Source organism: Candidatus Campbellbacteria bacterium (assembly GCA_024653945.1).
Lineage (GTDB): Bacteria > Patescibacteriota > Minisyncoccia > Phycocordibacterales > EsbW-18 > EsbW-18.
Genome location: JANLIT010000003.1, coordinates 195,238 through 218,388 on the forward strand (window position 1 = coordinate 195,238; position 23,151 = coordinate 218,388).

24 protein-coding genes and 1 tRNA gene are annotated in these 23,151 nt (G+C 44.0%); 3 read left to right on the forward strand and 22 right to left on the reverse strand.

Annotated features, from left to right (window positions below):
* Positions 1-40: 40 nt before the first annotated feature.
* The 12 genes from NUW02_02825 to pilM all read right to left on the reverse strand — a co-directional run bounded on the left by NUW02_02825 (position 41) and on the right by pilM (position 11,026).
* Positions 41-640, reverse strand: coding sequence for a hypothetical protein (locus NUW02_02825; GenBank protein MCR4274956.1), 600 nt, complete (start codon positions 638-640; stop codon positions 41-43).
* A 29-nt stretch (positions 641-669) separates the two neighbouring features.
* Positions 670-1,272, reverse strand: a complete 603-nt coding sequence (locus NUW02_02830) for a type II secretion system GspH family protein (GenBank protein MCR4274957.1) — start codon at positions 1,270-1,272, stop codon at positions 670-672.
* A gap of 21 nt (positions 1,273-1,293) precedes the next feature.
* Positions 1,294-1,956, reverse strand: a complete 663-nt coding sequence (locus NUW02_02835) for a type II secretion system GspH family protein (protein ID MCR4274958.1) — start codon at positions 1,954-1,956, stop codon at positions 1,294-1,296.
* 29 nt (positions 1,957-1,985) lie between these two features.
* Positions 1,986-2,801: a prepilin peptidase gene (locus NUW02_02840; GenBank protein ID MCR4274959.1), complete on the reverse strand. Its 816-nt coding sequence runs from the start codon at positions 2,799-2,801 to the stop codon at positions 1,986-1,988.
* Between the two features lie 148 nt (positions 2,802-2,949).
* Positions 2,950-3,480: a prepilin-type N-terminal cleavage/methylation domain-containing protein gene (locus NUW02_02845; protein ID MCR4274960.1), complete on the reverse strand. Its 531-nt coding sequence runs from the start codon at positions 3,478-3,480 to the stop codon at positions 2,950-2,952.
* 385 nt (positions 3,481-3,865) lie between these two features.
* Positions 3,866-5,071, reverse strand: a complete 1,206-nt coding sequence (locus NUW02_02850; protein MCR4274961.1) for a type II secretion system F family protein — start codon at positions 5,069-5,071, stop codon at positions 3,866-3,868.
* A gap of 78 nt (positions 5,072-5,149) precedes the next feature.
* Complete coding sequence (locus NUW02_02855; protein MCR4274962.1) at positions 5,150-6,223, reverse strand: PilT/PilU family type 4a pilus ATPase; 1,074 nt, start codon at positions 6,221-6,223, stop codon at positions 5,150-5,152.
* Between the two features lie 12 nt (positions 6,224-6,235).
* Positions 6,236-8,032 (reverse strand): GspE/PulE family protein, encoded by a 1,797-nt coding sequence (locus NUW02_02860; protein ID MCR4274963.1) that lies wholly within the window; start codon positions 8,030-8,032, stop codon positions 6,236-6,238.
* A gap of 25 nt (positions 8,033-8,057) precedes the next feature.
* Positions 8,058-8,420: a hypothetical protein gene (locus tag NUW02_02865; GenBank protein MCR4274964.1), complete on the reverse strand. Its 363-nt coding sequence runs from the start codon at positions 8,418-8,420 to the stop codon at positions 8,058-8,060.
* Between the two features lie 8 nt (positions 8,421-8,428).
* The gene (gene pilO / locus NUW02_02870; protein MCR4274965.1) at positions 8,429-8,977 is read right to left on the reverse strand and encodes a type 4a pilus biogenesis protein PilO; all 549 of its coding nucleotides are present in this window, start codon (positions 8,975-8,977) and stop codon (positions 8,429-8,431) included.
* Between the two features lie 6 nt (positions 8,978-8,983).
* Positions 8,984-9,679 carry a hypothetical protein gene (locus NUW02_02875; GenBank protein MCR4274966.1) on the reverse strand — a complete coding sequence of 232 codons (696 nt, stop codon included), beginning with the start codon at positions 9,677-9,679 and terminating at the stop codon, positions 8,984-8,986.
* Positions 9,680-9,898: 219 nt separating this feature from the next.
* A complete protein-coding gene (gene pilM / locus NUW02_02880) occupies positions 9,899-11,026 on the reverse strand; it encodes a type IV pilus assembly protein PilM (GenBank protein MCR4274967.1) in 1,128 nt (375 codons plus the stop codon).
* Between the two features lie 41 nt (positions 11,027-11,067).
* Between pilM and NUW02_02885 the strand changes: the two genes are divergently transcribed.
* On the forward strand, positions 11,068-11,748 hold the full coding sequence (locus NUW02_02885) for a phosphoribosyltransferase family protein (protein MCR4274968.1): 681 nt from the start codon (positions 11,068-11,070) through the stop codon (positions 11,746-11,748).
* Here the strand turns inward: NUW02_02885 and NUW02_02890 are convergent.
* The 4 genes from NUW02_02890 to NUW02_02905 form a co-directional block, all read right to left on the reverse strand.
* Complete coding sequence (locus tag NUW02_02890) at positions 11,745-12,167, reverse strand: DUF1761 domain-containing protein (protein MCR4274969.1); 423 nt, start codon at positions 12,165-12,167, stop codon at positions 11,745-11,747. The two genes, NUW02_02885 and NUW02_02890, sit on opposite strands and share 4 nt — an antisense overlap.
* 40 nt (positions 12,168-12,207) lie before the next feature.
* Positions 12,208-12,654, reverse strand: a complete 447-nt coding sequence (msrB, locus tag NUW02_02895) for a peptide-methionine (R)-S-oxide reductase MsrB (GenBank protein ID MCR4274970.1) — start codon at positions 12,652-12,654, stop codon at positions 12,208-12,210.
* A 12-nt stretch (positions 12,655-12,666) separates the two neighbouring features.
* Positions 12,667-13,155 (reverse strand): hypothetical protein, encoded by a 489-nt coding sequence (locus tag NUW02_02900; protein ID MCR4274971.1) that lies wholly within the window; start codon positions 13,153-13,155, stop codon positions 12,667-12,669.
* A 147-nt stretch (positions 13,156-13,302) separates the two neighbouring features.
* Positions 13,303-13,821: a hypothetical protein gene (locus NUW02_02905; GenBank protein MCR4274972.1), complete on the reverse strand. Its 519-nt coding sequence runs from the start codon at positions 13,819-13,821 to the stop codon at positions 13,303-13,305.
* Positions 13,822-14,070: 249 nt separating this feature from the next.
* Here NUW02_02905 and NUW02_02910 point away from each other — a divergent pair.
* Both NUW02_02910 and NUW02_02915 read left to right on the forward strand, forming a co-directional pair.
* Positions 14,071-14,157, forward strand: a tRNA-Ser gene (locus NUW02_02910).
* A 9-nt stretch (positions 14,158-14,166) separates the two neighbouring features.
* Entirely contained in the window at positions 14,167-14,988 is an 822-nt protein-coding gene (locus NUW02_02915) for an A/G-specific adenine glycosylase (GenBank protein MCR4274973.1), read from the forward strand.
* A 50-nt stretch (positions 14,989-15,038) separates the two neighbouring features.
* Here the strand turns inward: NUW02_02915 and NUW02_02920 are convergent, their stop codons facing one another.
* The 6 genes from NUW02_02920 to NUW02_02945 form a co-directional block, all read right to left on the reverse strand.
* The gene (locus NUW02_02920; protein ID MCR4274974.1) at positions 15,039-15,848 is read right to left on the reverse strand and encodes a hypothetical protein; all 810 of its coding nucleotides are present in this window, start codon (positions 15,846-15,848) and stop codon (positions 15,039-15,041) included.
* Between the two features lie 157 nt (positions 15,849-16,005).
* Positions 16,006-16,596 (reverse strand): recombination protein O N-terminal domain-containing protein, encoded by a 591-nt coding sequence (locus NUW02_02925; GenBank protein MCR4274975.1) that lies wholly within the window; start codon positions 16,594-16,596, stop codon positions 16,006-16,008.
* 126 nt (positions 16,597-16,722) lie between these two features.
* On the reverse strand, positions 16,723-20,280 hold the full coding sequence (locus NUW02_02930) for a class I tRNA ligase family protein (protein ID MCR4274976.1): 3,558 nt from the start codon (positions 20,278-20,280) through the stop codon (positions 16,723-16,725).
* A gap of 46 nt (positions 20,281-20,326) precedes the next feature.
* Complete coding sequence (locus tag NUW02_02935; GenBank protein ID MCR4274977.1) at positions 20,327-21,220, reverse strand: hypothetical protein; 894 nt, start codon at positions 21,218-21,220, stop codon at positions 20,327-20,329.
* A gap of 9 nt (positions 21,221-21,229) precedes the next feature.
* Positions 21,230-22,294, reverse strand: a complete 1,065-nt coding sequence (locus NUW02_02940) for a hypothetical protein (protein ID MCR4274978.1) — start codon at positions 22,292-22,294, stop codon at positions 21,230-21,232.
* Positions 22,254-23,144: a hypothetical protein gene (locus NUW02_02945; GenBank protein ID MCR4274979.1), complete on the reverse strand. Its 891-nt coding sequence runs from the start codon at positions 23,142-23,144 to the stop codon at positions 22,254-22,256. Before NUW02_02945 ends, NUW02_02940 begins: the two co-directional genes overlap by 41 nt.
* Positions 23,145-23,151 lie beyond the last annotated feature (7 nt).

A 23,151-nucleotide genomic window follows, 5' to 3' on the forward strand; every position in this document is an offset into this window, starting at 1 on the left:
TACTACATCCTACTTACTACTTACTTCTTACTTCTCCCCCCTACTGCCAATTAAATAACTCCTCGTGCAGTACAAAAGACCTATTCACCAACACATCATTCCACGACACGGTAATGGTTGCTGAAATTTCCCTATCGCGGTCTTCTCCATATGACAGCGAAACTGTTCGTGTAAATTTGGTATCTACCCAACCATTCTCATATCCATACTTACCCGTGGCGTCGTCAAACTGTAGAGCGGGACAGACGGTCTCATTTACACCTTCACATTTCGTAATTGTATTTTGAGGAATATCTACTGTGCACGAACTAGGACTAAAACAACCCTCAGGAAAAACAGAAAGCCAATCACCTGTACCGGTAATTGCACCACTGTCGCGTTTAAATCGTAAAAATTCAACCCCCTCTTGTGCAAGATAATTCGCCACTATCTGGTCACGCGCAATACGTGCCGCTCGGAGACCTTGTGCCGCAAGAGACAGCGGAGCAACCACAGAGACAATGAGCACCGCGATGGCAACAATAGTTTCAACGAAGGTGAACCCAGTATTCATGTAGCATGTAGCATGTAGCATGTAGCAATTTGATTCTTGTATTTTGTTATTTGTTTTGTGCTTCATGGTACATGTTGTGTGTTTCATGGTACATGTTTCGTGTTTCATTCAAATTCCTATCTCTCCAAAAATCTCTGTGTTATGAGTGTCTGTAAATTGAAGGCTACCTCTGTTCTGGGTGTTTTTCCTGCAGTTCCACGCATAATAATAAGCACTCGTGGCTGTCCACCATCATTCTCAAGATAAAATTTGAGCGTAGTAACATTAACGTCTGGAGAAGTCACGGGAAGAAAACCCCCACCTTCTCGGTCGCGCATAATTTGTCCTCTACCCTCTACTGTTGTTGCTAATTTATACGTCACTGGTACGACGGGCGCGCTGTCGGTATCGTTGAAAGAAAATATTTCAGAGCCACTCGCACAGTCTGCAAGCGCATCACCTGGTGTTGCTGAACATGAATAACCTCCTCCCACACGAATGGCGCGCGTCATGGCATCAAGTGAAAAATTGAGATTGTTCATGACCGTTTTTGTTGCCTGCGCCTTTCTGTTTGCATCAAGCATGCTTATTACTGCAGTTGCAGCAACAATCATCACAATAGAAAAGATAAAAAGCGCAACAATCATTTCTACGAGCGTGAAACCAGCATTCATGTGGCGTGTAGCATGTAGCATGTAGCAATTTGATTCTTGTTTTTTGTTATTTGTTTTGTGTTTCATGTTACATGTTGTGTGTTTCATTTAAATCCCCACCTCTTCTACCCCCGCTGGTGCTTCTTCCAATCGAGAAACTGAAATTTGTCCTGTTGATTCCACAACAACAAGCCGACTTCCTCCGCGTGGAGTAACTAATTCAATACCGACAGCACCAAGCGCTCTTGTTACACCACCTGAGACTGTGTTTATAATTGCATCTGGATTAGGGCGTTCAAATATAATATTCGCATTTTCTAGCTCGCTGTCGCATGTTTTCGCGGTTGAAAAATCACATAAACGCGCCACGGTGAAACCACGTCCTAGCGTAAATGTTTCAAGGGTTTCTTCTGGGCTACTACTATATGCGTAATTACCGTCAAGATCGAGAAAGAGTTTGTATGTTGTGGCATCCGTGCCTGCTTCAAAATACACACCATATGCATTATCAAAATTAGTACCCTGTCCCAGCACATGAATACCGTAATTTTGCGCCTGTCTAATAGAGAGCGCCACATCATATGCCACATCTGCAAGAAGCACCTCGTTATCAAACTGACTATTGCGCACAAGAACCACGGTGGAAATGAGGGCAAAAATACTCACCGTTACAATGAGTTCCATGAGGGTGAACCCGGCATTCATGTAGCGCGTAGCATGTAGCATGTAGCAATTTGGTTCTTGTATTTTGTTATTTGTTTTGTGTTTCATGTTACATGTTTTGTGGTACATGTTTCGTGCTACCCCATTAAATACGCCACAAGATTTATGTTGAAGAAAAAGACAATTGCAAAACCAAGAATAAGAAAGGGGGCAAACGGAACTTCACTCTTCATTGTAAAGCGTCCGTGCACTTCAGACAATGCACAAGCATGTGCATATTGAGCATAATCAACACACACAAGAACAATGCTCACCACGGCGCCAATCCAAAATGCAAAAAAGAGCGCCGAGAGTCCGCCTGTAATTCCGAGGACCCACCCAATACCGAGTGCAAGTTTTGCATCACCAAATCCCATCCATCGCCCGCCAGATACCAACCACAAAAACGCAAAGGGCAGAGCAATGAGTGGGCCGGCAAGTAAAATATTCAGAGACGGCGAAGCAAAACTTTCTCCGGTATGCGCGGGAAGAAAAAGCGCAATAAACGAAAAAGCGATAAATGCATATACAAACGCATCTGGAATTATTTTGTGTCGCATATCGTATACAAGTATCACAACAAGCAATGCCCAGATGACGAGTGAGAAAACGAAAGTTGTTAGATTTTCAATACCGAAACGGTAATAATTTAAAACAAACAAAATAGCTGTGAGGAGTTCAACGAGAGGATATTGCCATGAAATTGATGAGCCACACGTACGACACTTCCCTTTTTGTATGAGAAAGCTCCCGATAGGAAGTAATTCAAACCAACGCAGTTGTGCTCCACACTGTGCACATCCTGAACGACCAGCAATAGTTCGTCCTGTGTTATAGCGAAGAATGACGACATTGAGAAAACTCCCCACAATTGCACCGAGACAAAAGATGAAGAAGAACGAGAGAAATGTCATGCCCTTAAGTATAGCATTTAAGGGGTTTAACCCCTCAGCCCCTGAGGGGTTAAACCCCTGACACCGGAGGAGTTCAACTCCTATAAATTCCACATAACAAAAACCCGCCAGAAGCGGGTTTTTGTTTGCAATAGAGTTTCTAGAGAACTTAAGGTGTTACGTCGTAACAGAGATCTGTTGCACCTGTTGCAGTAGCATCAGAGGCACAGCCCGCAGCAATACTAACTCCGTCAAAAGCTGCAACTGCGACACAAGCGTCTGCACGAGCTTCGTTAGCTATACTCAATTCAAGATCGGAGTCACTAGACAAAACTTGGTGACCAGTTTGCTCCAAAACAGTACCTATGTGGTAACTCGTACAAGAAGCGTCGAGACCAGTGTACTGATATACACCTCCTAGTGGGTCAGCCGGCATTGCTGACAAATAATCACCGAATGCTACACCAGTAGGACAACCATTGTTTGCCGTTGCAAGGAGTGCGTCTGGATACTGACCACAAGAATCAAAGTACAATTCAAGGGCTAACTGAACGTTCTTGACGTCAGAAACACGCTTTGCGTCTCGACTTTTTTCACGTGCGCTGTTAAGAGATGCCAAAACAACTGATGAGAGGATGCCGATGATTGCAATCACGACAAGCAACTCGATAAGGGTAAAACCTCGTGTGAATTTCTTCATAATTTTTTTGCGAACTAATAAATCGCTTACGTTAATAAAGCCCTTTTATTATAGGCGCTATTAGGAAAAGCGGAAAGAGCCCTGTGTATAACTCTTCACTTGCCTTTATTTTCAAGGGCACGCGTCCATTTCTCCTGAAATAGCGCTCGCATTCCCGATTTGTCCCTGTCAACAGGGCTACAAATCGCAATCTTTTAGGGCTCGGCCTCTTCGGCCTCCCGATTTGTCCCTGTCAACAGGGCTACAAATCGCAATCCTTTAGGGCTCCGAGAGTTTCTCGTACGCCAGGACTCACTCCGTACCCCGAACTTTTGCTCTGCAAAAGTTCGGTTTTTGTTATTTACTATTGGTTATTTGCTATTGGTTATTTGCTATTTCCCCACCCCTATATTCCCGCAGAAATGTTGTAAATTGGGACAAGAACGGCTGCTAAGAGTGTACCGACACCAAGACCGAGGAGCACAATCATGGCTGGTTCAATAAGGTCAACGAGTGTATCAACGGCATTTTTCACTTCTCGTTCATAGAAGTGCGCCAACGTTTTAAGAATTCCTGCCAATTCTCCTGTTTCTTCACCGATACGAATCATCTGCGTCATGATATTGGGGATAAGATCATTTCCGGCGAGCGAATCTGCGACACTTGAACCTCCACGCACACTCTCAACCGCCTTTTTAAGCAAATCTTCATAGAGCATATTGCCCACAACCACGGAACTGATTTCAAGTCCCCGAACCATCGGAATACCGGACGAGAGCATGGTGTTCATGTTGTCTGCAATACGAGAAAGGTAGAGTTTGCGGTACAAAGAACCAAGATACGGCAAGGAAATTTTTAATCGTGAAAAAGACATCTGTCCCGCACCTGTCGTCAGGTACTTCCAAAGCCACACACCACCAATTGCCAGCAGTATGACAAAGAAAATGCCGTAATTCACCAAAAATGAACTTATTGCAATAACCACCTTGGTATATGCAGGTATCTCTTGCCCACTATCCTCAAGAATTGAACCAAGTTTTGGAATAACGGTTGTAAACATCAACACCATCACGATAATAAAAACAGAAATAACAAATGCTGGATAAATGAGCGCATTTCGCGCCTTTGATGTTACTTCATATGTACGGTCTAGATAATCGGCAAGATATAAAAATGTTTGGTCCAATTTTCCCGATTCTTCTCCAGCACGAACCATGTTGATATAAAAGAGTGAAAAGATTTTTGGGTGTTTTTCCAACGCTTTTGAAATCGCACTTCCTCCCTGCAAATCATTTGAAATTTCAAGAAGCGCGTACTGCAACGCTGGTTTTTCTGTTTCTTCAGCAAGCAAACGAAATACGCGGAGCGCTGACACCTGCGCTTCAAAGAGTGTCGCAATCTGACGAGAAAGAATAACGAGGTCTTTGTTGGAAACACTACTACCAAACGTAAATGTTTTTCCAAGACCTCTGTCGGCATTGACCGCCTTGATTGATGAAATAACCAAACCGCGCTCTTGCAAAGAACGAATCGCGATACCATCATTAATCGCGTCTATTGTTCCGCTCTTTTCATTCCCCTCTGTATCAAGTGCTGTGTAAGAAAAAATCATACTAGATATTATCCGCCAATTTTAAGAAGTGCGAGTAGTACAACAAGTCCGATACCAATATACAGAATAACTTTCATATTAAATAAGCCGTTCCAGCACCGCGGGATTGAGGGAGTGAATGCGAGCTGTCTCAACAGTAATATCTCCACGGCGAACGAGCTCTGCGAGAGAACGATTCATATCTATCATGCCGTATTCAGAACCTGTTTCAATAACGGTGTCTATTTCGTGCGTGCGGGCCTCGCGAATCAGGTTTGCCGTTGCTTTCGTGTTAATGAGCAATTCGTATGCAGGAACAAGACCACCAGACACGCGCTGAACCAAACGCTGAGAAAAGATTCCAATCAATGAACCTGCAAGTTGAAGACGCACTTGGTCTTGTTGTTCAGGAGCAAATGAGTCAATAATACGGTCAATTGTTTGTGATGCACTGTTGGTGTGTAGTGTTGAGAGCACGAGGTGTCCTGTTTCGGCGGCCGTTACGGCGGTTGCGATGGTTTCTTGTCCACGCATTTCTCCTACCATGGCAACATCAACATCCTGACGAAACATTTGACGAAGTGCGATATGAAAATCTTCAGTATCAATGTGAATCTCACGCTGATTAATCATTGATTTCTTCGGTTCAAAAATATATTCAATAGGGTCTTCAATCGTTACAATGTGGTCAGCTCGCTCAGAGTTAATCACATCAATCATTGCGGCAAGTGTTGTTGATTTTCCGTGGCCAACAGGACCCACCACAAGGAAAAATCCTTGTTCACGTCGTGCAAAGTCCGCCAAAATAGATGGCAGTGCAAGTTCTTCGATGGTGCGAATCTTTTTAGGAATAAAACGCAACACAATATCAATTGTTCCTCGAGAGTATGAGCAGTTTCCACGAAAACGCGCTTCCCCATCTTTAAAACTGTATGAAAAATCTATTTCTTTGTTGCGTAGAAAAATATCGCGGTTCTCTGGTGTGACAAGTACACCCATAAGACCTTCCGTGTCTTCGGGTGTAAGAACATCTTTCTTCACCAATGGAATGAGTGTGCCAGAAACGCGAATGGTTGGATTGTACCCGGGGGAAAGGTGCAAATCAGAGGCACCTTCTTTAACGGTGATGTCGAGTAAATCAAAGAGTTCTTGTGCGTAGTCGTGTGATGACATATGTGCGTATTATTATACCACGGGTGTGTCCTGTTCTTTTACATTCTCAACAGAGAATGTTTCATCTGCTGTATCGTAGAGTCCTCCAAGGGTATTTACCTCTTCGAAAGGAACTTCTTTGCGCATGCTCTTCATAAGTGCATCTTCGCGCATAGTAATCATACCGTGCGCACGTGCGGCTGTGAATAGTTTTGGTTCAACAGGATCGGTGAGAATAATGTGTTCAAGCTCTTTGGTCATTTCAGCAACCTCAAATACTGCCACGCGTCCACGAGTTCCATTTGGACAATCGTCTGTTGGCTCTAAACCATACAAATCAGTTGATGTGGGTATTTCGGAACGATACTCCTTTGGTAAATCAGCAAATTGTCTGTCAAACATCGCCTGCAAACCACCTTCCATGGGCATTTTCTTTCCTGTGTCTGGGCACAATTTACGCACAAGACGTTGTGCCATAGTTAAAATAAGTGTTGGACCGATCAAAAACGGGTCAACACCCATATCAATAAGACGTGGAATAGCTCCGATGGCATTGTTTGTGTGAATCGTAGAAAAAACGAGGTGGCCAGTGAGTGCGGCTTGAATGGCAAGCTGTGCAGTTTCCTTATCTCGAATTTCTCCCACCATGATGATATCTGGGTCCTGGCGGAGTGTTGTGCGAAGTCCTGACGCAAACGTGTATCCGATTTCCGGACGTACTTGGGACTGGTTCATGCCCGCGATGCTGTACTCAACTGGATCTTCCAGCGAGAGCACGTTTTGTGTTTCCCTGTCCACTTCTTGCAACATTGAATACAGTGTCGTTGTTTTTCCTGAACCCGTTGGACCAGAAATAAGAATGAGACCGTACGGGCGCGTGATTGCGTTACGAATTATTTTAAGATTTCGTTCAGAAAAACCGATTTGTGAAAGTGGCAACACGCCTTTTTCTGAGTCAAGAATACGCAACACCACTTTTTCTCCGTAGTATGCGGGAAATGTTGAGACACGAAAATCTATTTTCCGACCACTGATTCGTGCCGAAAATCGGTTATCTTGCGGTTTGCGCCTCTCATCAAGCTTCATGTTACAAAGAATCTTGATACGAGCGACGATAGCACTGTGCACACTCAAAGGTAAAACAAGGTTTGTTGAGAGCGCGCCATCAACACGAAAACGAACTCTGACATTTTCTGCCGTGGGTTCAATGTGGATGTCTGATGCGTCTCCTTCAATGGCATGTTTCAAAATGGTTGCTACAATTTTTGTTACCGGCGCATCTTCTACCAACGCCGTTTCTGAACCATCTTTGCCTTTTTTTCCTGCCTCTTGTAGTTTGCGGGACAATTCTTCTTCTTCATCAGAAAGCTCCGTTTCCAAATCAGTGAGTGCCTTTGTCACCTCTCCCGTCAAGCCTTCGTAGTTCTTGAGAATACCTTCAAAGTCGGATTGCGATATGAGAAAAAGCTTGAACGGCATATCTATCTTTGATGCAATAAACTGCAATGCGTCGCGTGCTTCCGTATTGTCAGGGTCAACAATACCAACTTCTAGTGCCCCATCTGTAACGGAAAGTGGTGCAATTTGATAGTGCTGTGCGGACTCTTCTGGAATGTACTTTAAAATCTCAAATGAAATGGGTGCGGTAATTGCTTTTGTAGGAAGGCCAAAATGCACCCCTTTTGCCAAGAGAACTTCTTCAGGCAAAACGCCATGGGCACGAACAACGTCCTCTATACTTTTGCCTGTTGTTTGCGCCTCTTTCTCAAACGCACTCACAGACAACTCATCAATAACACCTTTTTGTGCAAGTTCGTTTAAAAAAGACATGTGGTATACCGCGTGTGCGGAAACATTACAGACCCGTGCTCTCTACACTGGACGTTCCCTGTTGAGTAGGTTGAGTGGTAGTGCGCTCTACCCCATCCGAGCCAATAGGAGCAAATGGATTTGGTCTTTGTCGTGGCTCCAGTGTGAGGCTAACTGAAAAATCCGTGAGGGAAAGGAATAATTGGTCAGAGAAGAAGGCTCCGTCAAGGTCGATGGTCTTGAGTTGAGAAAGTAATAACAACAGTTCGTTGTCAGCACTTGGAACGGTTGATGTATTGCTAGATGTCAGAGTCGCCTCTGGTGCTTTTTTGAAAAACATAGAGTACAACACAAAAAGTATGAGAATACCGAGGACCACACCAATGATTTTTTTATATTTTTGAAACATATCAGTAATTAGCGAAGCCAATACGTTTTTGCACGAATTGCATATGTCGTCATTCCAGTGATAGGATTTTCTTCCCCGAGCGTAACGGAGTCCACATCAATCAAACGGAGGCTGTTTTCAAGGTCTCCAAGAAATGACTTAAATCGATCGTATGATGTCGTTATGTTAAAAGAGACCAGAATGGTGCCGTACGGTTTTTCTTGTGGTCCTATAGTGGTTTTTTTTGAACTTGTGTCCGCAGCACCATCAACAACAATGTTGAGAACAGTCAAATCGTGCCGGCGGGCAATGCCGTTGATATCAATAATAAGACGGACGGTATCAATAGTATTAGGAAGAAGTGTGTCAAGACGATGTAGGTCGTTTTGTGAAAACGAATTGAATTTCTCTTTGAGAGAATCGCGGAGTACAGCCAAATCGCTTGCCTTTTGAAGAGCATCGTCAAAACGAGCTATTTCCAAGCGCACGTCTTTGGTTTTTTCATACCTGCCATTTGTAAAACCAAAAAAGATGGCCAGAGAAAGAATTATGAAAATGATACTTGAAATAAAACGCATATATATTTATCCACCAATAACTGTTGTGGCATCTTGTGATATTGTTGTTCCGCTTGCGGGTGTATCACTATCCACCGCCGTACTCACTGTGTCTGGCACCACCTCAACGCTCACCGCCCCAATCCCACGCTCTTTCCGCTCAGTAAAGGAAACAACTGATGGATTCACAATCGCCGTTACTGAAAAATTAACATTTCCTCGCTCATTCAACTGAAACGAGGAGAAAACTGCTTCACTCAAAGCGCTACTTTTTCCAAATTCATCCGATTGCAGAGCAACTGATGTAAATGATTGACCCTCACCTTTAAGTGTAACCTGTATACCCTCGTCGCCTTGAGAATATACCAAGTTGGTAAAGCGAACTGTTTTAAGAGTTAGGTCTTGCAACAATTCAAAAATACCCGTTACCGATACGTGGCCTTTCAAAAGTTGCTGTGACGTCGCCAACTTACGGTCCAAACGCGCCATGTCACGAATAAGCTCTGGTGCAAATGCCTCTCGTTGTTGTTGGAGATCTTCTTTTTTGCTCGCAAGGGAGCTGGTAAGATACTTTTCATAGAGCAACACCCCACCAACAGATGCAAGAGAAATCACCAACAATACAATACTAATGGTAAGAAAGATGCCCACCATCGAAACGTGGTTACTTTTTTGTTCCACCACCTTCTTTGGAATAAATGATGTTTGAAATTGCTCAGCCATAAATAGTGGATGTTGGAGGTTAGAGGTGAGAGGTTGGTGGTTGGTTTGGAAGATTTTGAAAATACAGACACACCACAAGCATAGTATAAACCACAGAACCGCTTCAAACGACAACCACTGTGTATAAAGTGTGTTCCACACTTTGCTAGCTCCTCGGCTCGGAAATGAAAATATATGTATTTTCACTTCTCTCGCTCTTCGTCGCTAGTAAACCCTTATTTAGCCCTGCTCTTCAAGTCGCCGTAGAGCCACACCAACTGCCACATCGAATTCGGGACCAACTTGTCGCAACACATCTGCAAGAAATGCAGGGGCTTCAACTTTTCTGAATGGATTAGACACAGTAATATCCGCTTGAAATGTTTCGTGCGCCCGCTCGTTCATTCCAGGAATGACCACACCACCACCCGTGAGAATTACTCGTCCAATATTACGTGCGTGTTTACGTTGATACGACAACATAATGTGTTGGGCTTCAGCAAAAATAGAATCTACAACAAGAGACACGATCTGACCAACGTCGGGGTTGGGCCCGTCTTTAAGAACTCCATAGGTGCGCTTCATTTCATCAGCCTGTCGTTCAGGAATACCCAAACCTTTTGTAAGAGCGAGAGTTATTTCTTGAGAGCCACGACTAATCACATGGGACTCGCGTAAGACTTTCCTGTCCACAATGTAGATTTTTGTTGTTCCAGCACCGAGACCGACAATCATTGTTGGAGCAAGTTCTTCTTCAAGAGCTGCTCGAATAGTGCTGAACACTTCAATCTCAAAAAAGCTTGCGTTCAAATTCGCTTTTTGTACAACCGTGTTGTACTTGGAAATAGTTTCTTTGTGAATTGCGACGGTCAGTATCTCAACCTTTTTTTGCTTCGTTTCATCCACTTTCTGCTCTGTTCTATCTTGGGATTCAACTTTTGGAACAATGCGCCAGTCCACCATCACCTCGTTGATGCTCACGGGAACATATTTTCGTAATTCAATAGGAACCATTTCTCTAAGTTTTGCTTCGCCAACATCGGGCATTTCAATAATATTAATAAGACTTGCAGAGAGTGGGATAGCAACACCACACATGTTTGTGCTTACTTTTGCCTCCTTCATCAGATCTGCAACGGCCTCACCAAGTTTCTCAGCCGAGAGACTGGTCGCTTTTCCTGTTTCAATACCCGCATACGAACCGAGGGCAAGCTCGCCATATGTTTCAAGGACCGCACGTCCGTGCTTTCTCCCAAGTTGAACTACCTTGATGGTTGAAGAGCTCACATCAAGTCCCAGCACGCTTCCCCCTTTTGGCTTAAAGAGGTCGCCAGTAATGTTTTTAAGTGTGTCTGAAAAAGAGGACATTTTATCCGTTCATTATGACTGTAGTATAGCATTCCTCACATATGAAAAACACACTCGTATCAGTATTGGAAAAATTCCTGCGTCTATGTGCCAATGTGCTCTTCTCTCATGACCCATTTTCCAAAATACTCACTCACGCAACACTTGAGACATTTACTGCGTATGCCCGTCCATATACAGAAAAATACCCGCTACCTCTTCCCCATGTGTATGTGTTGTACTTTTACCGAGATCCATTTGTACAAAATGCCATTCACGCAGCAAAGTACCGAAATCGAAAAGATCTGTGCATTCTTTTTGGGGAGCTTCTTTGGCACACGTTTGGAGAAGAGCTCTCTCACCAAAGTATCATGCTTGGAACACCGTGGGTTGTTGTGCCAATACCACTATCCAAACAACATCGACGAGTCCGTGGCTACAACCAAACAGAAAAAATTGCGGAGGGATTTTTAAAATATACTGATGCTTCTGCGTTTACACTTTTAAATGAAGCATTGTGTATGGCGTCGGCGCACAAAAAACAAACACACGCCATCAGAAAAAGTGAGCGAATACACAATATTGTTGACTCCTTTACTCTACCTGACAGCAATCTTGTGCGAGGAAAAAATATTCTTCTTATTGATGATGTGCTAACTACAGGCGCGACATTACAAGAAGCCTCCCGCACGCTTCGTGCGGGAGGCGCCCGTCATATTTACTGTCTTGTGATTGCTCACTAGCGCCAGAGTGTCAGAATCACACCCGATGTAATGAGAGCAAGGAGCAAGTACCCAACATTAATGAAGTAGTATTCCCAAGATTTTTTCTCCCAGAGCACCATACCAAGCATACTTGGCACAACAAATCCAATCCACATCCAGAGGGCCGTTGAAATACCGTCTCCAATACCGTACGCGCCCATGTAGAAAAGTGTTCGGGCCAACACGCCAACCATCACCACGAGGCTCACGAAGTACAGCACCATTGATTTTGTCATTTTTTTCTTGTCGCCTGACATTTGTTGGTGCGATTCTTCAGAAACATTATTTAACGTGCGCCAACGACGACCAAAAATAAAATCGCTATACCACAACCACCCCAAAAGAAACGACGCAACACTTGCTGCAAAAATCGCCGTAAAATTTATGTAGATGTACATACAAAATAATGGCTAATTACTAATATCCAATATCAATTGACTATTTAGGTTCTAAATCTAAACACACAGAATTAATACAATACCGCTTTGTTGCTGGCGTACCATCATTGCGAAGAATTGCCTGCCCCGAGCCTGATTCAGTAGAATCACCTACTGGGCTAGCCGAGGGGTCGTCAAAAACATGTCCGAGGTGTCCTCCGCACTTTGCACACACAACCTCTGTTCGATGCATCGGGTCATCCTCATCTTTTTGTAACTTGGTTGCACCTGGGAGCGCTTGGTCAAATGATGGCCACCCTGTTTTTGAGTCAAATTTTGTTTCCGAAGAAAAGAGCTCGGCCCCACACGACACACAGCGATACACACCTTTTTCATTTGTATGAACATACGCACCTGAAAAAGGTGCCTCTGTTCCTTTTTCCCACAGAACATGCCGTTGTTCTGGGGTCAATGCACCTCGCCAACCTTGTGTGCGTTGTTCTGACATATGTACGTATTGTTATTCTTGTGGAGGAACTGGGGAGAAAACAATATCCATGGGAATGGTGAAGGCGGCATCATCAACCTTCCATGGCTGACAATCAAACGTATAGTCCTTACCAAGCTCGCCTGTTTGTGGAGTATTCTTTTGTGCCTCTTTCTTAAGCTCACTCAAATCCGTGCGAATACCAATAGGCGCAAGGCTTGTCCATGCATAGAAAAACTCTCCGTCACTTAGGGCCTGCGCGGCAAGGGTTATAGAACCCGACGAACTTATAGTTTCACTTTTGAATTTTTTTCCAGAAATAAAGATGTTTCCTTGTGCGTTTAAGTCACTTGTCTTCTGCTCCCATGTACATTTCCATTTTCCTCCACGATCAAAGAGGTCAAACATTGTTCCAGAAAACGGACCCGCCTGTCCTCTCGCAAAAAACTTCACACCACCAATAATGATGACGAGAACAATAATACCAATAATGATTTTTGTTTTTTTTGATAGCGATGACATATTTAATACAATTAACAAATAATATATTTTCTTATCAACTCTATTCTAGCAAACACGCGCTTGTAATGTAAGAACAAACAAACACTCCACAATGGAGTGTTTGTTTCATATAAACGAACCGCGTATTTAACGCAAACCGCCGTGTGCTTAAAACTCACCACCCATTACAGATAAGTCCGTAAACGTGACGCTGGATGGAGGAGTAAAGACACCATCATTCCCCGACCATCTATCACAATCCATTTGAAGATTTGCTCCAAAATCAACTTGTGAGTTGGGGTTTATGCCGGCCGATGGATCTGCGGCATCTTTCGCTACAGGTATCTTTATACCTTGATTTGTTCCGTCATTTGACCACATGTACTGAAAATTTTCATCAATGAGTATGTTTGTTTTTGTTTCCTGACCGCCAACGGTGGATGTGTTCTCCATGTACATTTTCTTTCCATCGTAGTACACAGTACTTGTTTGGTCGAATCCATCTCCCGCCATAGTGTACTGACACTTTGCCGGCTTTCCTCGAGACATCAATTCACTTAAGGACGACACAGAATCTGAAGTATCACCAAGAGGTCCCCCACCAATGGGTGATTTTCCTCGAGAAAGCATAAAACCTCCAATAAGAACTACAACAACTACGATTCCGATAATAACTTTTTTATTCATACAGTTTTATGATTAGTAATTACTTTTTAATGCCCTTTTTAATATAGAAAGCATAGCGACTAATAATGGCGTAAGTATACACCTTTATTAGAAACAATTGAAAAGTGGCTTCTTTTCAGGCATTATGTGCGGTATGGAGAGGTGGCAGAGCGGATTGAAGGTGTATAGACACCTTTAATCTGAACCCGATGAAATCGGGTGAAGTGGACGAACTTGTTCGAACGCTCTACCATATTTCCCGAAACACCTGGAGAGGTGGCAGAGCGGTCGAATGCAGCATCCTGCTAAGATGCTGACCGGGAAACTGGTCCGAGGGTTCGAATCCCTCCCTCTCCGCAGAATCAGATGAAGCTTAGCGTTTTTAAAAAAGCCATTTGGAAATACTACCAAACGCATGGCCGTATATTGCCGTGGAGAAAAACACACGACCCCTACAAAATACTTGTGTCAGAAATAATGCTCCAACAAACACAAGTGGACCATGTGATACCGAAATATAGTTTGTTCGTTAAAAAGTTTAATAGTTTCAAGGTTTTAGCGAATGCAAAAACATCTGATGTTATTAAGGCCTGGCAAGGTTTGGGATACAACCGCCGGGCACTCAATCTGCAACGTGCAGCTCGAGAAATTGTACAAAAACACAACAGTAAACTTCCATCCTCCTACAGTGAGCTAGTTTCCCTTCCTGGAATTGGTCCATACACCGCAGGTGCTCTTTTGGCATTTGCATACAACAAACCTGTTGTATGTATTGAAACAAACATTAGAAGTGTGTTTCTCACACACTTCGCTGATTTACGCAGATTGAAACGCAAATCAACGCGGATGATTCACGATAAGGAATTGCTTCCACTGATTGAAAAAACTCTTGACCACAAAAACCCACGAGAATGGTACTGGGCGCTCATGGATTATGGTTCACACCTCAAAAAAACACTTCCCAACCCAAGTCGCAAGAGCACACACCACACAAAACAAAAACCTTTCAACAATTCAAACCGACAACTTCGTGGAAACATACTTAAACTAGTGTCTCAAAAAAATGTTTCCGAAAAAACACTTTTCACACGCATACAAAGAAAACCAATTGAAATACGAAGGGTACTCAAAACGCTTAAGAAAGAAGGGTTCATAAAAAGACAAGGAAAAAATATTTCTCTTGTATAAGAAAAGTCCGTGTTCCGGGAGTTTGAACCCCAGAACACGGACTTGAGCAGTTAGAACCTTGTGAACAGTCCGGTGGCGATTTCGCCAGTGCGATCGTCCCAGTCGGGAAGGTTGATGCCTCGGGAGTAATTCACTCCCACGCCAACCGATAACGAGCCGACCTCACGTGCGATTTCGGTGGACGCTCTCCAGACGAGCCCTTCTCCGGCGCCAAACGCACCGGTGTCGTGCAGAACTTCGAGACTCGATGTCGAGGACCACTTTCCGAAGGTCTTTCCGACCTCCGCACCGAGGTGAGTGTTCCACCCGGCCAGAGGTTCGATGCCCTGAAGCGGCCAGTAGTAGTCAATCTTGAGATATCCCTTGATCGACCACCCCCGTTCCTTGTAACTCGATGTGAAGAGGTCAACATAGACCCAGCCCACATCCGAAGGTGAGAGGTGCGACACCAAGAGGTAGGCAACTCCGAAATCAATGAAATCGTTCGGCGCACAGCCGACCGTGATGTCGACTTCGTCGCCATACGAGTTCAACCAGCGCCCCCTGGCACGAGACCACCAAAGGTCTCCGTAGCACCCACTTCTGAAGAGAAGTGTCATGTTGCCTTGTAGCACTGGCTTGTCATGGAACACTCCTCCGGTCGAGCCGAGGTACTTGCTCCACAGCTCGATGCCACCACTGAAGGTGACGGCCGATTCCTGCTCGATTTCCTGGCTGTGCGCCGCGCACGAACCGAAGATCACGGCGAGAAGGATGGTGACGACCGCCAGAATGAAACCCACCAAGAACGAACGCGAACGAGCCTTCCGACTGTCGTTCAATTGCGAACCGAGTCGTTGCTCTTCCTGTTTGTTTCGCATCCCTGCCTCCTTTAAAAATCGTCGACTGAAATGTCGAAGATCAATTTCCAGTATCTATTATAGCAAGAATAACGTATTTGTCAACCCAGTGTGTTGTCATCAAGGTTAAACCTCGATACCCCCACCGGGTCAATGCTTTACCGGAAAACACGGGACCCTACAGATGACTTGCTTCAAGCGCTCGATTGATTTCAACAAGTGCTTTTCGGTGTGTGGGTGCAAAAGATGAAATGTGTTCAAGAGAGAAATGATACGGTCGAGATAGGTGTTCTGTATAAGCAGAGTCACCTTGTACATAACCCAGCTCATGCAAAATACGCAACACAAGAAGAACTTCAAACGAAGCGAGGTTGTCTTGTGTGACATCGGGACCAGCGAGGGCTGAAAGTCCATTCCACACTAAATCAAACACAACACTTCCCTGCTCTTCATCAACAACCAATCGTCGAACTAGTTGTAAAATGCGTACTGCAAGCATTCTTTTTTGTCTATCTTCGTGTGAGAAAAAAACTGACGAGAGCGGGGTTACATTGGTAATACGCCACCCATCACGCGAACGCACGAGTGACACATCAGAAACAGAAGAAAATTGTAAACCATACCGATGGCGTGAACGAACTTCGCGGGATGATTGACACCGTGCAAGTACCACTCCCATATCAGATGTAAACAATCGGTACGTGCGACTCGCCTCACCAACATTGTATGCGCCGAGAACGATTGCTTTTGTGTGGTGCTTGGAATACATAAAACTAAATTCGAAATACGAATACCGAAATACGAAACAACACTGGGTATCCTCTATTGAAAGTTTTAAACATTAGAACATTCTTATTTTGTGCTTGTTTCGGATTTCGTGCTTAACTATTCGTGCTTAATGTATACTGAAAATATACAACTCTGCACCTATGTCCCCAACGGATGCCGTGAGATCTTTGAGATTGGTGGATTTTATGAGTGCTTCTTTGTGTTCTTCAATAAGTTTTTTGCCTTCTTCATTTGTCACAACAGAAAGTGTTGGTGTGTCAGACGCGGTCAAACCTGATGTCTTTCTAAAGTCCTGAATAGCACGCATCAAATCACGCACATCACCTTCTTTTTTCAACTCGGGCGTTACCGCCGTATCAAGTTCAACATCCCAGCCCGTATCTTCTTTAAACAATACCTCTTTTACGTTTACTTCGTCGGAAATCAAAGCAACCAGTTCTGGAAATTTCTGCAGTGTGAGATTTCCTCCACGAAGCGAAAGTGATGCGAGTGGCTGACGAACCTTAATTCCCGCAGACATGCGAGCTTCAAGTGCCCGTGAAGCAACATCCCGTATCTTTTGCATGCCCGTAATAATCTTTTCTGGTTTGTTTTTTACTGTTTTGGTATACGAAGGCCACTCCTCTAGGTGCACACTTTCCAATTCACCCCCCGCTGAGCTGTACATTTCCTCAGCAAAAAATGGAGTGAACGGCGCCATTGCTGTGGCAAGTGTTTTGAGCACGTGTCTCGTTGTTCCCAACGCATGTGCTTTATCCTCTGCATCATCTGATTTAAATCTATCTCGTGACCGACGAATATACCACGTAGAGAAATCTTGAATAAAATCTTTAATTGCCCGCGTGGGCTCAAATGTGTGGTAGGTGTTGAGACCTTCCGTTACTTCCGTGAGTAGTTCATCGAGTCGGCTCAAAATCCACACATCAAGTACATGCTTTGATATTTGATATTTGATATTTGATATTGGTGTCTCTTCTTTATACATCTCATAAAACTTCACCACGTTGCGCGCAATCATAAATACCTTCTTGGATACTTCGTCCACCGTCTTTTCATCAAAGTTTTTTGTATCACCCGGCTGATTAACGGAGTACATCCAAAAACGAATAACATCCACGCCATGTTTTGCCATCGCCTCCCATGGATTAATGACGTTCCCAATTGATTTACTCATCTTCTTACCTTGAGCATCCAAAATGTGCCCAAGACAAATGACGTTCTCAAACGCTCGTCCCTTCCCCATGAGCACACCGACGGCGTGCAGTGTATAAAACCATCCGCGTGTTTGATCAATTGCTTCAGAAATGTACTGCGCAGGATAGCCTTTTCCATCAACCCACTTCTCGTTTTCAAACGGGTAGTGATCTTGTGCAAATGGCATTGAGCCAGAATCAAACCACACATCCATTACTTCTGGTGTGCGTTTCATCTCAAATTCGCACTTTGGACATACAACGGGCACTTCATCAATGTATGGTTTGTGTAAATCAATATCGTACGAAGCGTTGTGTGGAAGCGGCACAAAAGCAACGGGTACTGCACAAGCGAGTTCCGGATCGGGCGACGTCAGTAAATGCTCGGCCCGTTTGTCGTCGGCGCCTTCCAAAATCGCCGAAATGGTAGGAAACGCAACGCCGTGCGTTACCACGATGACGTGTGTGTGTTCATGTTGAGAATCAATGTCATACAAAAACTCTGAAAAACGACGACGTACATCCAAATAACTCTCCCCGTTTGGAAGTTTATCACCATACTTCAGTCCGTTGGTTTTTCTATACAAATAAACGTCGTGGTGTGGTTTTGTATTGAAATCACCATACTTAAGCTCTTGTATCCGTTCGTCAACAACAACCGCATCTGCCACAAGGCCGAGTTCTTGTGCAATGATGTCGGCGGTCTCCCGTGTACGCACGAAAGGCGACGTGTAGATTTTTGTTACACCCTCTTTCTTTATTTTTCTGCTCACGTGCATGACCTGCTCCTTTCCTTTTTCGGTCAAATGGTCTGGAGCATTCGGGTCTGCACTCGCGATATCCAAAATATTATTGTTGGCCTCTCCGTGCCGAACAAAGGTAAACGTATTTCCGCGTGATTTCGTTATTTTTTTGAGGTGCTCAATAGACCCAACCACCTCTGTGTGGTGGCAGTGTTCGCAGTTCCAGACAGGAAGTGGTGTGCCCCAGTAGCGGTCGCGAGAAAATGCCCAATCCTTCACTTCGCGTAGCCATTCTCCAAAACGTCCTTCTTTAATGTGTTCTGGTACCCAGTTAATTTTTTTGTTCTCCTTCACCAAATCATCCCTCAATTCCGACATGCGGATGTACCACGAATCACGGGCGTAATAAATCAGCGCCGTGTGGCAACGCCAGCAATGTGGGTATGGATGTTCAAATTTCTCTCTCTTAAAAAGAAGACTACTGGGCTTGCGCGCTAAAAGGTCTTTAATGACCTCAACGGCCGTGGACTCATCACGTACAAACAAACCTTCGTATAATCCCGTACCCTTCACAAGGTGCCCTGTCTCATCAACGAGATGCCACTTTGGCAAACTAACTTTGTTACCCAATTCAAAGTCCTCCTGTCCGTACATAACCGCTGTGTGCACAATGCCCGTACCGTCTGTCGTCGTCACAAAATCTGCTGGATACACCTTATATGCATTTCCTATTTTTTCTTTTTCTGGACCAGAAATAAGGTTTTCAAGAAATGGGAAGAGTGGTTCGTAGGAGAGACCAACCAAATCTTTGCCCTTTAGTGGAGTACTCAGACCATCTTCAATATATGGCATCCTTGTATCCTTACCCCCATATTTGAAATCACTTCCAATAGGATCAAATAGTGGGTGTTTATTATCTTCTACCGCCTTGTCAAAAATTTCTTTAGAAAGAATTAAAAACTCTCCCCGTAGAAAGATTTTTACATAATCAATGTCCTCTCCAACAGCAAGTCCGACGTTTCCTAAGAGCGTCCACGGTGTTGTTGTCCATGCGAGAAGATACGTATTTTCTTCTCCGACAACTTTAAACTTCACATACACCGAAATATCCTTCACATCTTCATACCCCTGCGCAAGTTCATGACTTGAAAGTGCTGTACCACAACGCGGACACCAGGGGAGGACTTTGTAATCTTTATACAAAAGATTCTGTTTGTGTACATGTGCAACAATACTCCACAATGATTCCATGTAACTTGGATAGTACGTAACGTATGCGTCATCTAAATCAACCCAGTACCCCATACGCTGTGTAAACAAACTCCACTCGTCAATATATTTCCAGACACTTTCTTTACACTTTTCATTAAACTGTGCGATGCCGTATTCCTCAATTTGTTTCTTTAGTGTAAAACCGAGTTGTTTTTCAACTTCAATTTCAACAGGAAGGCCGTGGGTGTCCCAACCCGCTTTTCGACGCACGTGAAAGCCGCGCATCGTTTTGTACCGAGGAATAACGTCTTTAAATGCCCGCGAAATAAGATGGTGAATTCCAGGACGGCCATTTGCCGTTGGTGGGCCTTCATAAAACACGAACTCTCCCTCTGGAGATTCTTTTGCAAGCGTTTTTTGGAAAATACCCTTTTCCTGCCAGTGTTGTAGTATTTCCTCCTCCTTTTTCGCCACATCACTTTTTTCGTACTCTTCATGTGCCATAGCAACCATCATAGCAAAGAGAGCGTCTTTTTAAAACGTATGAGGAGAACCAAAAAATCTAATCCTTCTTTGGAAAATGTTTTGTGTGTACCCCTTTTTTGATTGTTTCAAGAATGCGGTCAACACCCTCTACAGAAGTTGAGAGCTCTTTAATTACTCCGCGTAATACAGTCTCTTGGTCTGGGGTAATGTTTTCACGAGATGCAATGTCTCCTATTTTTGGCAATACATCTGTCAGCGGTAATCTAACGTATTCAGTAAGAAGAGATGCGGTGTTGGCGTGTGAAGTGAGTATTTCTTTTTCTTTTCTGCGAACACGAAGGCCTGTGTATACGATGATAAACATGATAAATGTGAGAAGTGCTGGAGTAGCAGTGCCAAATAAGACATGCGTGTAAAACATCCGTGCGTCTATGTATACACCAAGTCCCGCCACAACCTTTCCATTTTCATCTTTGATTGGTGCAATACCCGCTACCCACGTTCCCCACCGGTCTTCTTTTGGACCCTCAGTAAAAGGCAGACCTGTTTGAAATAGTTTCTCAAATTGTATTGTTGCCTCTGGATATTTGTCCCCCGGTGGTGAGTAGTCCGGCGAGGCGGGGTCCTCAGAATCTAAATAGATGAAAACATTTTCATTTTTATTACCAAAAATATAGACGAACCTCACATCCTCATTAACACTCCGTATTTTTTGTAAACGTGCCTTTAAATTTATATATACTGGACTGGCAAGGTCACTGGCGTCCCCTTTCAGAGAAAGAATGTCCGAAACGTCAATACTTGCCGCTATCGTCTCTGCACGACTGTACAAAGATATGAATTCTGAATACCAATACAACCGGAGCGCGAGAAGGGTTCCAAGAACTCCGACACAAAGAATGGCGACGAGAACGCCACGGTGAATCGCGTGAAGCGAGCTAATCCGTTTTTTGTTTTGTAATGTATTCATATACAACTATTATGAACCACTTTTTGTTGGTTCTTTATAATTTTCATGGTCGTGTTCGTACACACGGCGAAGTAATATCATTTCAAACACGAGAAGTCCGACGACACCAAGAATGAGGAGAATAATCACCATTAAGAGCATCTCTGGAATACCGATACCCCCCACTGTTACCTCAAACGCCTGCGTCGGTGGTGTTTCTACACCTTCCACAACCGCTCCAAGCCAAAATTGATACGGAATACCCCGCAGTGATCCACCCAGACCCGAAAGCACCGTTGCCTGCAAAAGAGGCACGAGATTCTTCGTTGAACCATACCGATATGAAAAGTTGCCCGCCTCATCACTTGCTATAGTGTACTGTTTTGGGTCACCACTTGAAAGTTTAAGCCAGATATTAACTTTCGCATTTGGATATGTTACTCCTTGTACAAAGAAATCTGCCAGATTTTTCGGACGGTTTGTATATCCCGTAATCACCGGTGGACGAAGTGAGCTAAGTACTAATGAAGATTGGTCCAGTGGGAGCTCTGTCTTTCCATCGGTGCCACGAACAATGGGAGATGAAATACCTGAAATTTCATATCGCGCATCAGCGAGCGTTTCCAAAATATTTGTTCCAAATCCGTCATTGGCAAGTGTCAGTCCTGAAGAAAAAGCGATGACCGGCGAACCCGTTCCTAACACCTCAAAGTACACAGTCAATACTTTTCCACGCCCAGAAAAACCAGGATTTAACACCAATCCTTCAAATGAAATTTCCGACCTCTCCGCAGAAATACTTGGCTGTTGTATCCAGAGCGTTACAATTGAATCGTTCTTTTTTACTGATGTGGGTTTTACCACTCCTTCCGGAAACTCTAGTGTCCCTGAAATCGCATTTATTGTTTTGCCGTCAGTATCAACAATAACGTCAACGGGGATAATTGACCCAACTGCGTACGTTCCACTGCTTGGGTTAAGAAACAACGACGAAGCACGCGCCATAGAAACTGGTGTGAGAACACTAAACAGAAGAAATAATATTGGGAGAATACTAATTATTCTCGAATCTTTTTGTCCGAGAGAGCCTTGCATAGCGATGATGTTTGCGTCGGATGAAGACCACAATCAATAATAACACTAGTGCTAGAAATACCAGAGTATACAGTGAGCGTTCAAGGGGAGAACGCAGATCCCCGTCATACCGCACAATAGTGCTATTTCCTGCGTTGTCATACGCCCGCACAAAAATATACTTCGTTTTTGTATCGGAAAGAACAAATGGGCTCTGTGCGAGAGTCCACAATAACTCGCTCGGTGTATCGTTCTCTGTTTCTTGTACTTCGTAGTAGCTCATACCACTCTGTTCATCGTGTGTTGCAAAAATAACAACCCGTTTTCCTTCAAACGACGCGTCGTCTTCAACAAGCACGATTGAAAAAGACTCTGGCGGTGTAGTGTCAGGTACAGTCACAGTGATTGGTTCGTTTCCGATACGCGTAACAATATCAATAGTGTTTTCTTGCACGCGTGCTTTTTGAGCCGTCCCTTCCCCGTCGTGAAGAAATACCGTGAATGTAGGAACACGTAGAGACGCAACACCCTCACGAACTCCCGTTACCTCTATTTGGGCGATGATTCCCTTCCCTATAAAACCACCTGGAATAATCCCAGAAAAATGAACAATCCCCTCTTTGATTGATGGTGTCTCCGTCCAAAAACTAATAACAGAGTTCGCATCTTGCACACTGTTAATAGTGAGAAATTCTTGAGGTAGTGCGACATCACCCTCAATAGTGTTTATCTGCTCTCCTTCTGTATCAAGAGAAACGGAGATTAATTGTGTGCCTCCTACAAAAACCGAACCAGTTGACTCAATAGTAACAACTGTTGCCGAAGCAAGAAGTGGACTGAGAAGAAAAATAAGTGTAAGAAGTGATTTCATATTATAG

Coding starts and splice junctions, on each gene's coding strand:
- NUW02_02920 (MCR4274974.1), bottom strand. CDS start 15,848: ATGCGAAACAAACAGGAAGAGCAACGACTCGGTTCGCAATTGAACGAC.
- NUW02_02925 (MCR4274975.1), bottom strand. CDS start 16,596: ATGTATTCCAAGCACCACACAAAAGCAATCGTTCTCGGCGCATACAAT.
- NUW02_02890 (MCR4274969.1), bottom strand. CDS start 12,167: ATGTACATCTACATAAATTTTACGGCGATTTTTGCAGCAAGTGTTGCG.
- pilO (MCR4274965.1), bottom strand. CDS start 8,977: ATGCGTTTTATTTCAAGTATCATTTTCATAATTCTTTCTCTGGCCATC.
- msrB (MCR4274970.1), bottom strand. CDS start 12,654: ATGTCAGAACAACGCACACAAGGTTGGCGAGGTGCATTGACCCCAGAA.
- NUW02_02845 (MCR4274960.1), bottom strand. CDS start 3,480: ATGAAGAAATTCACACGAGGTTTTACCCTTATCGAGTTGCTTGTCGTG.
- NUW02_02825 (MCR4274956.1), bottom strand. CDS start 640: ATGAAACACACAACATGTACCATGAAGCACAAAACAAATAACAAAATA.
- NUW02_02935 (MCR4274977.1), bottom strand. CDS start 21,220: ATGAATACATTACAAAACAAAAAACGGATTAGCTCGCTTCACGCGATT.
- NUW02_02835 (MCR4274958.1), bottom strand. CDS start 1,956: ATGAAACACAAAACAAATAACAAAATACAAGAACCAAATTGCTACATG.
- NUW02_02830 (MCR4274957.1), bottom strand. CDS start 1,272: ATGAAACACAAAACAAATAACAAAAAACAAGAATCAAATTGCTACATG.
- NUW02_02850 (MCR4274961.1), bottom strand. CDS start 5,071: ATGATTTTTTCTTACACAGCACTTGATACAGAGGGGAATGAAAAGAGC.
- NUW02_02855 (MCR4274962.1), bottom strand. CDS start 6,223: ATGTCATCACACGACTACGCACAAGAACTCTTTGATTTACTCGACATC.
- NUW02_02875 (MCR4274966.1), bottom strand. CDS start 9,679: ATGGCTGAGCAATTTCAAACATCATTTATTCCAAAGAAGGTGGTGGAA.
- pilM (MCR4274967.1), bottom strand. CDS start 11,026: ATGTCCTCTTTTTCAGACACACTTAAAAACATTACTGGCGACCTCTTT.
- NUW02_02915 (MCR4274973.1), top strand. CDS start 14,167: ATGAAGCTTAGCGTTTTTAAAAAAGCCATTTGGAAATACTACCAAACG.
- NUW02_02840 (MCR4274959.1), bottom strand. CDS start 2,801: ATGACATTTCTCTCGTTCTTCTTCATCTTTTGTCTCGGTGCAATTGTG.
- NUW02_02940 (MCR4274978.1), bottom strand. CDS start 22,294: ATGCAAGGCTCTCTCGGACAAAAAGATTCGAGAATAATTAGTATTCTC.
- NUW02_02865 (MCR4274964.1), bottom strand. CDS start 8,420: ATGTTTCAAAAATATAAAAAAATCATTGGTGTGGTCCTCGGTATTCTC.
- NUW02_02930 (MCR4274976.1), bottom strand. CDS start 20,280: ATGATGGTTGCTATGGCACATGAAGAGTACGAAAAAAGTGATGTGGCG.
- NUW02_02945 (MCR4274979.1), bottom strand. CDS start 23,144: ATGAAATCACTTCTTACACTTATTTTTCTTCTCAGTCCACTTCTTGCT.
- NUW02_02905 (MCR4274972.1), bottom strand. CDS start 13,821: ATGAATAAAAAAGTTATTATCGGAATCGTAGTTGTTGTAGTTCTTATT.
- NUW02_02860 (MCR4274963.1), bottom strand. CDS start 8,032: ATGTCTTTTTTAAACGAACTTGCACAAAAAGGTGTTATTGATGAGTTG.
- NUW02_02885 (MCR4274968.1), top strand. CDS start 11,068: ATGAAAAACACACTCGTATCAGTATTGGAAAAATTCCTGCGTCTATGT.
- NUW02_02900 (MCR4274971.1), bottom strand. CDS start 13,155: ATGTCATCGCTATCAAAAAAAACAAAAATCATTATTGGTATTATTGTT.